The sequence below is a fragment of the Microbacterium sp. USHLN186 genome (assembly GCF_037145155.1).
In the GTDB taxonomy this organism is placed as follows: Bacteria; Actinomycetota; Actinomycetes; order Actinomycetales; family Microbacteriaceae; genus Microbacterium.
Window position 1 is genome coordinate 211,564 of the sequence record NZ_JBBCYA010000006.1, and the last position, 9,912, is coordinate 221,475.

The 9,912-nt window shown below is 68.1% G+C and carries 8 protein-coding genes and 1 pseudogene; 8 read left to right on the plus strand and 1 reads right to left on the minus strand.

The window, feature by feature from the left end:
* From WFG93_RS12790 to WFG93_RS12805, 4 genes are read left to right on the plus strand one after another with little or no spacing between them, the layout of a single operon-like run.
* Positions 1-1,311: an ABC transporter substrate-binding protein gene (locus WFG93_RS12790; protein ID WP_336646714.1), complete on the plus strand. Its 1,311-nt coding sequence runs from the start codon at positions 1-3 to the stop codon at positions 1,309-1,311.
* A gap of 22 nt (positions 1,312-1,333) precedes the next feature.
* On the plus strand, positions 1,334-2,371 hold the full coding sequence (locus WFG93_RS12795; RefSeq protein WP_336646715.1) for a carbohydrate ABC transporter permease: 1,038 nt from the start codon (positions 1,334-1,336) through the stop codon (positions 2,369-2,371).
* Positions 2,368-3,195: a carbohydrate ABC transporter permease gene (locus WFG93_RS12800; RefSeq protein WP_336646716.1), complete on the plus strand. Its 828-nt coding sequence runs from the start codon at positions 2,368-2,370 to the stop codon at positions 3,193-3,195. The genes WFG93_RS12795 and WFG93_RS12800 overlap by 4 nt, the downstream gene beginning before the upstream one ends.
* On the plus strand, positions 3,185-4,525 hold the full coding sequence (locus tag WFG93_RS12805) for an amidohydrolase family protein (RefSeq protein WP_336646717.1): 1,341 nt from the start codon (positions 3,185-3,187) through the stop codon (positions 4,523-4,525). The genes WFG93_RS12800 and WFG93_RS12805 overlap by 11 nt, the downstream gene beginning before the upstream one ends.
* Here WFG93_RS12805 and WFG93_RS12810 read toward each other — a convergent pair.
* The gene (locus tag WFG93_RS12810) at positions 4,437-5,531 is read right to left on the minus strand and encodes a LacI family DNA-binding transcriptional regulator (protein ID WP_336646718.1); all 1,095 of its coding nucleotides are present in this window, start codon (positions 5,529-5,531) and stop codon (positions 4,437-4,439) included. The two genes, WFG93_RS12805 and WFG93_RS12810, sit on opposite strands and share 89 nt — an antisense overlap.
* A gap of 219 nt (positions 5,532-5,750) precedes the next feature.
* Between WFG93_RS12810 and rplM the strand changes: the two genes are divergently transcribed.
* The 4 genes and pseudogenes from rplM to WFG93_RS12830 all read left to right on the plus strand — a co-directional run.
* Complete coding sequence (rplM, locus tag WFG93_RS12815) at positions 5,751-6,197, plus strand: 50S ribosomal protein L13 (RefSeq protein WP_336646719.1); 447 nt, start codon at positions 5,751-5,753, stop codon at positions 6,195-6,197.
* Between the two features lie 29 nt (positions 6,198-6,226).
* Entirely contained in the window at positions 6,227-6,712 is a 486-nt protein-coding gene (rpsI, locus tag WFG93_RS12820) for a 30S ribosomal protein S9 (protein WP_336646720.1), read from the plus strand.
* A 17-nt stretch (positions 6,713-6,729) separates the two neighbouring features.
* Complete coding sequence (gene glmM / locus WFG93_RS12825; protein ID WP_336646721.1) at positions 6,730-8,091, plus strand: phosphoglucosamine mutase; 1,362 nt, start codon at positions 6,730-6,732, stop codon at positions 8,089-8,091.
* 171 nt (positions 8,092-8,262) lie between these two features.
* Positions 8,263-9,912 (plus strand): annotated as a pseudogene (locus WFG93_RS12830) (hypothetical protein); the annotation flags it as partial.

Sequence of the window (9,912 nt, forward strand, 5' to 3'; positions counted from 1 at the left end):
GTGAGCACTTCCCGACGCCGGTACCGCGCATCCGCGGCGGCGATGATCACGATCGGCGCCCTCGCACTGTCCGCCTGCTCGAGCGGCGCCGGCTCCGATGCATCAGCACTCGACCCGGCCGAGGTGCCCGACGAGAAGACCACACTCACCGTGTGGTCGTTCCTGCCCGGCAACTACGATGCCGGCGCCGAGACCTACGACAAGGTGATCGCCGCGTTCGAGGACAAGTACCCGCAGGTCACGGTGAAGCTGAACGACATGCCGTATCCGACCTACTTCGACCAGGTGCGCAACGCCACGGTCGCGCGCAAGGGTCCGGACGTGATCACCATGTACGGCGGGGCGCAGGCCTACAGCTACCGCAACGGGCTGCAGCCGCTGCAGGACGCCATGCTTCCCGAGGTCGAGAAGGACCTGAAGTTCGTTCCCGACAACTACTCGAAGGACGGAAACCTCTACATCCTGCCCACCGGCACCTACGGGTACGCGATGCTCATCAACGAGGGCCTCTTCGAGCAGGCGGGTGTCGACCCGACCGCCGGTCTCACCGACTGGGCGAGTCTGCTGAAGACGTGTGAGACGCTCAGCGGAAAGGGCATTCAGCCCATCGCGGCGGGCTGGAAGGACGGCTACCTCTTCGAGACGTTCATGTACATGATCTCGAGCCAGCTCATGGACGACGAGACGCTCGACAAGTGGGTCGCCGGGGAGATCCCCGTCGACGACGACATCTTCACGACCGCCACCGACGCGATCGTCGACATGAACGAGGCCGGGTGCTTCGGCGGCGATGAGAACCTCGGCCTGAACATGTACGACGATGCGTTCAACCAGTTCTACGCCGGCAAGGCGGCGATGATGGCGAGCGGTTCGCTGTCGACCGCAGCCCAGGCGGCCGATACTCTCGGCGCGGCCACCGTGCTGGCGCTGCCGCAGGTACCCGGCTCAGAGCACACCTCGATGATCGACGCCGGTGCCGAGGCCGGATGGGCGGTGACGAAGTGGTCGAAGAGCCCGCAGGCCGCTGCCGCATTCGTGAACTTCCTCGCCGGTCCCGAGGCTCAGCAGCTGATCTGGGACGGCGTCGGCGTGCCGCCGAACCTGAAGAGCCTGAAGGTCACCGGCACGACTCCGATGCAGCAGGCGTTCCTGCCGCTGATGGAGAACCCTGAGAACCACACCGGGTTCGCCTCGTTCCCGCTGCCTGTCCTCGCGGTGTACGAGCGCAACGCGTCCTCGTTGATCGGCGGCACGATGACGGCCGACGAGTTCACCGAGCAGGCACAGGCGGCGTTCGCGAAGAGCAAGTGATCGTCTGCACACGATGGTCGCAGTGACTGAGAAGAGGGCGGATGCCGCCGCGGCGCGGCATCCGTCCTCCGCGGTGCGCAGGCGCACGTCGCGGCGCGGACCCGGCTGGGGCCCGACCCTGGTGCTGCTGGGACCGGTGGTGCTGCTCGAGCTCGCGGTCCTGTTCGCGCCGCTGATCTATCTCGCGGTCCAGTCGATGCACGACTGGCAGCCCGGAGCCGAATCGCCCTTCGTGGGGTGGGACAACTACGCCGAGCTGTTCGTCGACCCGCAGTTCTGGGAGGTCGTGGTCAACCAGGTCGTATTCCTGCTCGGCCTGCCGCTCTGGGTCGTCGCGCCGCTGATCGTCGCCTACCTGCTGCGCGAGCACGTCGCGCGACCGGGGCTGTGGCGGTCGGTGTACTTCCTCCCCGCGGTGATGTCGCCGGCCATCGTCGGCCTCGTCTTCCGGTCACTGCTGTCGACGGGTGGTCCGCTCGACAGCTTCTTCACCTCGATCGGTCTGCCGCAGCTCGCCCTGCCGTGGCTGACCGACGCCACACTCGTCAAACCGGTGATCATCGTGCTCGTGCTGTGGGCGGGATTCGGAACCGGCGTGCTCATCTTCGCATCGGCGCTGGGCGCTGTCCCTCAGGAGATCTTCGAGGCGGCGCGCCTGGACGGCGCCGGATTCTGGCGCGAGTTCTGGGACATCGCCGTGCCCAGCATCCGGCCTGCCGTGGCGCTGTGGACGATGTTCCAGATCATCTCGATCTTCCTGTTCATGTTCTCGTGGATCTACGTGCTCACCGGCGGCGGCCCGGGGCTCGCCAGCGCCACCCTCGACTTCGCGATCTATCAGAAGTTCATGCGCTTCGGCTTCTTCGGATCCGCGGCCGCGGAGTCGGTCGTGCTGGTGATCATGATCGTCTTCGTCGCGGTGATCGGTCTGCTCGTCCAGCGCGCGGCGCGCGCCGCGGCGGGCCGTGTCGGCCGAGCCACGAAGGAGGAGGGGTCAATAAATGTCGGGTTAAGAGGTGCGGATGCCGCGTTTTCTGACCCCTCTGGGAGGAGCGCATGAGCATCCGGATGCAGCGCCGCGTGCGCACCACCATCGCGGCCGTCATCGCGATCCCGTTCGTCCTGCCGTTCGTCTTCCTGATCGGCACAGCGGTACGTACCCGCGAGGACTACATCGCAGGCCCCGGGTCTCTGCCGCGCTCCTTCACCTGGCAGAACATCGCCGACGCCTGGACGCAGGCCGATCTCGGCCGGGCGCTGCTCAACACCCTCGTCGTGACCGTCGTCGCGTGCGCGGTCTGCGTGGTGACCTCGGTCGCCGCAGCCTACTGGTTCCGCATCGCGTCGGGCCGGATCGCCGAGGGTCTGCGATGGATCCTCGTCGCCGGGTACGCCATCCCGATGATCGCGTGGCTGATCCCAGTGTTCGTGATCCTGGCCAATGGCGGGCTGACCGACAACCTCGTCGTCGCCGGCGTGGTCAGCGGAGTCTCCAGCATCCCGTTCGCGCTGTACCTCGTGCACACCTTCTTCGGTCAGGTGCTCACCGCTGAGCTGCTCGAGGCGAGCATGCTCGACGGCGCCGGGGTGATGCGGGCGTTCCGGTCGATTGCGGTGCCGCTATCTATGCCGGCGGTCGCGTCGGTGATTGCGCTGGTGTTCGTGTGGACGTTCGGCGACCTGCTCGTCGCCGCCACGCTGCTGCAGGGCGACACGTCTGTCTATACGGTGACTCTCGCGGCGACGTCGCTGTCGACCAGAGAGGACGTCAACCTGCAGGGCCAGGCCGCCGCGGCGCTCGTCGCGCTGCTCCCGACGCTCGTCGTGTTCGCCGTCGCGCAGCGCGCGTTGGCCAAGGGGTTCGGAGGCGTCAGTGACAAGTGACGGGCAGCGCCGAGGCGAGGGTGACCTGACCGCCGCCGTGTACGCCGCCGAGTGGCTGGTTCCGGTGAGCGCGCCGCCGATCCAGCACGGCGCGGTGGTAGTGCAGGAGGGATGCATCGCGTGGATGGGCCGCGCGGCCGACGTGCCCGCCGAGTTCGGCGTACCGGTGATCGAGCGCGGCGTGATCGTGCCGGGGCTGGTGAACGCGCACACGCATCTGCAGTACACCGGCTTCCTCGACGTGGGAGCCCAGCGGTACGACGGTTTCGAGCACTGGTCGGATGTGTTCGGCGAAGCTTACGACGCGGTCGACCCTGCGTCGTGGGCGCCGGCCGCACGTCGCGGTGCACGGATGGGGCTGCAGTCGGGGACGACGGTGTTCGCCGAGATCGTCACCGACCATCCCGCGCGCGGTGCTCTGGCCGAGACGGGCGCCGGCGGCATCGAGTATCTCGAGTCGATCGCCGAGCGCAATGACACCTGGGCGGCCGGTGGGCGAGACGGCTTCCTGGCCTGGCTGGAAGGGCCGGCATCCGTGCGCGTGGGCATCTCACCGCACGCGCCCTACAGCCTGGACGGCTCGGTGATCACCGACCTCATGCGCATCGCCGCCGAACGCGGACTGCGCGTGCACTCGCATCTCGGCGAGTCCGCGGTCGAGGCCGACCTGTACCGGCATGGCGATGATCGCGTGCTCGGGCCCTACGGCGATCTACGCGACGAATTCGAGCTGGTGCGCATCGGCGGCACCGGCGTCGCGACCGCGGAGTACGCCGACGGACTGGGGCTGCTGGGGCCCGCCACCCATGTCGCGCACGCCATCTACCTCGATCGGGCCGAACGTGATCTGCTGCGCGCCCGTGACACACAGGTCGCGCTCTGCCCGCGCTCGAACGCGGTGATCGGGCTGGATGACGCGCCGGTGGCTGCCTACCTCACTGAGGGGCACGAGATCTCGGTGGGCACTGACTCGCTGGCGTCCTCCCCATCGCTGGACCTGATGGCCGATGTGCGCGAGCTCACGCGCCTCGCCCGGGCACAGGGCTACCGCGGCGACGACCTGCACGAGCGCATGCTCCGCGCGGCGACCCTGGGCGGAGCGATCGCCATGGGACTGGACACCTCCGGCTACGGTGCGCTGGCGGTCGGCGGTCCGGCCGATCTCGCGCGCTTCGACGTGGTGGTGGGCGAGCGAGACCCGCGCGAGGCGGTGGTCGTCGACGGCGCCGGCCGGTGCGCGCTCACGGTGTGCGCGGGGATCGTGCGTCACTCCGGCTCCCGGCCGGATGCGGACCGCACGTATCGCCGACCCGCAGCCGCGCGCGGATGACCACACGGGCCCGGCCCAGATCAGCCGCAGCATCAGCATCAGCCGCAGCCGCACCAGCACCCGCACCCGCACCCGCGCTCCCGGCCGCGCTTTCGTCGGAGGCGAGCGCGTCGAGCGCGGCGGTCGCGAGCTCGGTCAGCGGCACCTGCACCGTCGTCAGACGGGTGCGCCCGTGCAGTGCCTCGCGCACGCCATCGAAGCTGACAATGCGGAGGTCGTCGGGCACGCGCAGGCCGAGATCGGCGGCCGCATCGAGCAGTGCCAGAGCGTGCTCGTCGGTCGTGGCGAAGATCGCCGCAGGGCGCGACGGACCCGCCAGCAGCTGCGTCAGGTGCGGCCGGGCGGCCAGCCGGTCGAAGGGCGCGCGATGCAGCTGTCCGCCGCCGGCCCCAGCGGCTGCCAGCGCACGCGCCCACCCCTGCTCCCGCAGGCCGGTGGGGCCGAAGCCGTCCGGTCCGCTCACGCAGTCGACTCTCGCCTCGCCGTGCGCGAGCAGATGCCGCACCGCGTCAGCGGCCGCGCGTTCATCATCCACCGCGACCCGCAGGCGGCCGTCCTCCGGCGCGGAGTACAGGTGCACGTGCGGGCAGTCCACGCCGACCGGGGCGGCGTCGGCGATGCTGACCACGAGCAGACCGTGCGGACGCAGATCCGAGAAGGCCTGCAGGTACGCGCGCTCAGCCGAGATCGAGTAGCCGCTGTTGCCGAGCAGCGTCAGCAGTCCGCGTTCGCGGGCCACCTGCTCGACGCTGCGAGCGAGCTCACTGAAGAACAGGTTCGACGAGTCGGGCACCACCAGCCCCACGACGTCGGCGCGGCCCGAGCTCAGCGCGCCCGCGAGCAGGTTGCGGCGATAACCCAGCTCGTCGATCGCCCGCTCCACACGTTCGCGTGTCGCCGGTGCGACCGCGCGCGGGCCGCCGTTGACGACATAGCTCACCACCGCGGTCGATGTGCCCGCGACGGCGGCCACGTCGGAGAGCGTCGGTCGTCGGAGTGCGGGCACGCCCTCACTATAGAAGGAGAGTGCCCCCGCCGAGTTTCTTCCCGCACCCCGGATGCTGTAAGCTGACTCTTTGGTGCGTGCTGTGCAGCCTGGCTGCAGCGCACGTACGACGAACGTGAGCCCTCCACTGGCGTGTTCCCGTCCCCGCACAGAGACGAGAACCACCCCGGAGTGGGATTCACGAACCTCTCCGTTCGACTCCAAGAAAGCAGCACTATCGTGACGCGCACTTACACCCCGAAGACCGGGCAGATCCAGCGCGACTGGATCGTCATCGACGCCGCAGACGTCGTTCTCGGCCGCCTGGCTTCGCACGCCGCCGCCATCCTGCGTGGCAAGCACAAGCCGACCTTCGCCCCGCACGTCGACACCGGCGACTTCGTCGTCATCGTCAACGCCGACAAGGTCGCCCTCACGGGTCAGAAGCTTCAGAAGAAGATGGCGTACCGCCACTCCGGCTACCCGGGCGGCCTGACGGCCACCAGCTACGCCGAGCTTCTCGAGAAGAACCCGGTTCGCGCGGTGGAGAAGGCCGTCCGCGGCATGCTCCCCAAGAACACCCTGGGTCGTCAGCAGCTGTCGAAGCTCAAGGTCTACGCAGGTGCCGAGCACCCGCACGCCGCACAGCAGCCCACGCCGTACACCCTCGACCAGGTCGCCCAGTAAGCGCCGCTCAGATTTCAAAGGACATACTCGTGGCTGAAATCCAGGACACCACCGAATTCCCGCAGAACTTCTCGACCTCGACCCCTGAGACCGAGGTGCAGGAGTCCGCTCCGCGCCCCGTCCTCTCGGTTCCCGGTGCAGCCGTGGGCCGCCGCAAGCAGGCCATCGCCCGCGTGCGTCTGATTCCCGGCTCGGGCACCATCACGGTCAACGGCCGTACCCTCGAGGACTACTTCCCGAACAAGCTGCACCAGCAGCTGATCAACGACCCCTTCACGGTGCTGAACCTGCAGGGCTCGTACGACGTCATCGCCCGCATCTCGGGTGGCGGCGACTCGGGTCAGGCCGGCGCGCTGCGCCTCGGCATCGCCCGTGCGCTGAACAACATCGACGCCGAGAACAACCGCCCGACCCTCAAGAAGGCCGGCTTCCTCTCGCGCGACGCCCGCGTCATCGAGCGCAAGAAGGCCGGTCTGAAGAAGGCCCGCAAGGCTCCGCAGTACTCGAAGCGCTGATCCGCACGGTTCCTTCTATGGCACTGTTCGGGACGGACGGGGTGCGGGGGCTGGCCAACGGCCCCCTCACCGCCGAACTCGCGCTCAACCTGGCCCAGGCGACTGCTGTCGTCCTGGGCCAGGGCCGTATCGCCGACGCGCGTCGCACCGTCGGCAAGCGGCTCACCGCCGTGGTCGCTCGCGATCCGCGGATCTCCGGGCACTTCCTCAGCGCCGCGGTCGAGGCGGGTCTCGCCTCCTCCGGCGTGGATGTGCTGGATGCCGGCACGCTGCCCACCCCGGCGGCGGCCTTCCTCATCTCCGACGTCGACGCCGACTTCGGCGTGATGATCTCGGCGTCGCACAATCCCGCGCCCGACAACGGCATCAAGATCTTCGCCCGCGGCGGAGTGAAGCTGCCCGATGACGTCGAGCAGCGCATCGAGGAGACGATGCGCGCGGGCACGAAGCTGCAGCCGACCGGTGCCGACGTGGGTCGCGTGATCCGGTTCTCGGATGCCGAGGACCGCTACATCATGCATCTGCTGGCCTCTCTGCCGCACCGGCTCGACGGCATCCACGTCGTGCTGGACTGCGCCAACGGCGCGGCATCCGGAGCATCCCCCGAGGTCTTCGCCTCGGCCGGGGCGAAGGTGACCGTCATCGGCGCCGACCCCGACGGGCTGAACATTAACGACGGCGTCGGCTCGACGCACCTCGACAAGCTGGCCGCCGAGGTCGTGCGCGTGGGCGCCGATGTGGGCATCGCCCACGATGGCGACGCCGACCGCTGCCTCGCGGTCGACGCGGACGGCAACATCGTCGACGGCGACCGGATCATGGCGATCCTCGCCGTGGCGATGAAGAGCCGCGGCAAGCTCGCCGACGACACCCTCGTCGCCACGGTGATGAGCAACCTCGGCCTGCATATGGCCATGCGCGAGCACGGCATCACCGTGCGCCAGACCGGCGTCGGCGACCGCTACGTGCTCGAGGACATGAACGCCGGACGCTACTCCCTCGGCGGAGAGCAGTCGGGCCACGTCATCATGAGCGAGTTCGCCACCACCGGTGACGGCGTGCTGACCGGTCTGCACCTCGTGGCCGAGATGGCGCGGCAGAAGAAGTCGATGGCCGAGCTCGCCTCGATCATGACGGTCTACCCGCAGGTGATGGTCAATGTGAAGGACGTCGACAAGGACGCCGTCTCCGACCACGCCGGCGTGCAGAGCGCCGTCAAGGACGTCGAGTCCGCGCTCGGCTCGAGCGGCCGCGTGCTGCTGCGCAAGTCCGGCACTGAGCCGCTCGTGCGCGTGATGGTCGAGGCAGCGGATGCCGAGACCGCCAACGCCCACGCGGAATCGCTGGCCGAGGTCGTGCGCACGCATCTCGCGCTCTGAGCAGACGTTCCAGATAGAAGGGCGGTCACCTCCGGGTGGCCGCCCTTCTGCATCCCGGCGGATGCGTGCTGAGATGGAATTCTGTAGTCAGCGAGTTCACAGGTTGGATAGCATGAGCGCGAATGCTCCGGGGACGAGCATCTCATCGCGGATCAGAGAGGATCCACCGTCATGAAATCAGCTGCATGGCAGCGCCTTCGGCACTCCCTCGCCGGGGTCAGCACCGTTGCACTCGTCGCGGCCGGGCTCACGCTCGGTGCCGCGCCAGCAAACGCCGCGACGATCACCGAATCGGAGCCTAACGACACGACAGCGACGGCGGATGCACTGCCGTTGGGCACGACGGTCCTCGGCTCGATTCTCGCGTCGAACAGCTCCTATGAGTACGACTACTACGCGATCGACGTTCCCGCGGCGGGGCGGGTGTCTTTCGACCTGCGTTTCCCTGGTGACCTGGGAACGGGCGACGCGTATGACTTCATGGTGACGAACGCGTCCGGGAAGACGCACTATTCGTGGTCGCTCGATGGCGGGGATTGGGACGGTTCGTTCCTTCGTGGCCAGGAGACGTTCTTGGCGGCGGGTCGCTACTACCTGCGCGTGAGCGGGAGCAGATATGACGCGAGCTGGGGCAAGCAGTACTCGCTGGCGGTGACATCGACGGCGGGGTACGTGGAGACGGAGTTCAACGACACGTCCGCCACTGCCGATGCGCTGCCGTTGGGGAAGACGATTCGCGGCTCGATTCTCGCGTCCAACAGCTCCTATGAGTACGACTACTACGCGATCGACGTTCCCGCGGCGGGGCGAGTGTCTTTCGACCTGCGTTTCCCTGCTGATCTGGGAACGGGCGACGCGTATGACTTCATGGTGACGAACGCGTCCGGGAAGACGCACTATTCGTGGTCGCTCGATGGCGGGGATTGGGACGGTTCGTTCCTTCGTGGCCAGGAGACGTTCTTGGCGGCGGGTCGCTACTACCTGCGCGTGAGCGGGAGCAGGTACGACGCGAGCTGGGGCAAGCAGTACTCGCTGGCGGTGACATCGACGGCGGGGTACGTGGAGACGGAGTTCAACGACACGTCCGCCACTGCCGATGCGCTGCCGTTGGGGAAGACGATTCGCGGCTCCATCCTCGCAGCCAACAGCTCCTACGACGATGACTACTACGTCGTCGACATGCCCGCGCCCGGAACCGTCGGAATCGACTTCAGATTCCCGGCGAATCTGGGGTCCAACACGTTGTACACGCTGACGGTGACCAGCGCGAAAGGCGACCGTCTTTACGCCTTCGATCTGAACAGCGCGAATGCGAACGGAGCCGCGCTGCGGGGGACCTCCGTGACATTGCCTGCAGGTCGCTCTTTCATCGACGTGAACGGCTCACGCTACGACGCCTCCTGGGGCAAGGCGTACTCCCTCACAGTGGCGCGCAAGCTGTCGGCGGCCACGCCGAAGATCTCGGGCTCGCCCACTGTCGGGTCCACCCTGACCGTGAACGCGGGCACGTGGTCGCCCGCGCCCGTCACGTTGAGGTACCGGTGGCTGCGCAACGGAGCAGCGATCTCCGGCGCCACCGCTTCAACGTACAAGGTGACCTCCGCAGACGCAGGCAAGCAGCTCAAGGTGGAGGTCACGGGTTCGAAGAACGGCTATCTGACCGAAGTTCGCACGAGCGCGGCGGTGTCGGTGACGACCCCCGCGACTGTGACGCGGTTGTCTGGTGCGAGTCGGTATGAGACGTCGGCGGCGATCTCGAAGGCATCGTTCGGCGCCGGTGTGCCGGTGGCGTACGTGGCGAATGGTGCGACGTTCCCCGAC

Coding starts and splice junctions, on each gene's coding strand:
- glmM (WP_336646721.1), top strand. CDS start 6,730: ATGGCACTGTTCGGGACGGACGGGGTGCGGGGGCTGGCCAACGGCCCC.
- WFG93_RS12800 (WP_336646716.1), top strand. CDS start 2,368: ATGAGCATCCGGATGCAGCGCCGCGTGCGCACCACCATCGCGGCCGTC.